The 214-nt window shown below is 71.0% G+C and carries 1 protein-coding gene; it reads left to right on the top strand.

The genetic code is table 11. The annotated features are described in order from the left end of the window. Positions 1-10: 10 nt before the first annotated feature. Positions 11-214, top strand: a 204-nt coding sequence (locus RRF55_RS29140; RefSeq protein WP_439419469.1) for an aldo/keto reductase, incomplete at its 3' end; no start/stop codon positions are given.

The following is a 214-nucleotide window of genomic DNA, read 5'->3' as shown; positions in this document are numbered from 1 at the left end:
CGTACGGCAGGTGGCAGAAGGCCGGGGCGTGTCGATGGCGCAGGTCGCGCTGTCCTGGCTCGCGGACCGGCCGGCGGTGACGTCGGTGATCCTCGGCGCACGTACGGTCGAGCAGCTCGACGACAACCTCGGCGCGGCCGACCTGCACCTGTCGGAGGAGGAGACCACGCTGCTGACCGACGTCAGCGCCCCGATCGTCGACGACTACCCGTAC

Origin of the sequence: Klebsiella sp. K47, from assembly GCF_051858335.1 — a bacterium.
In the GTDB taxonomy this organism is placed as follows: Bacteria; Pseudomonadota; Gammaproteobacteria; order Enterobacterales; family Enterobacteriaceae; genus Klebsiella; species Klebsiella pneumoniae.
This window is presented reverse-complemented; position numbering and strand designations above follow the sequence as displayed.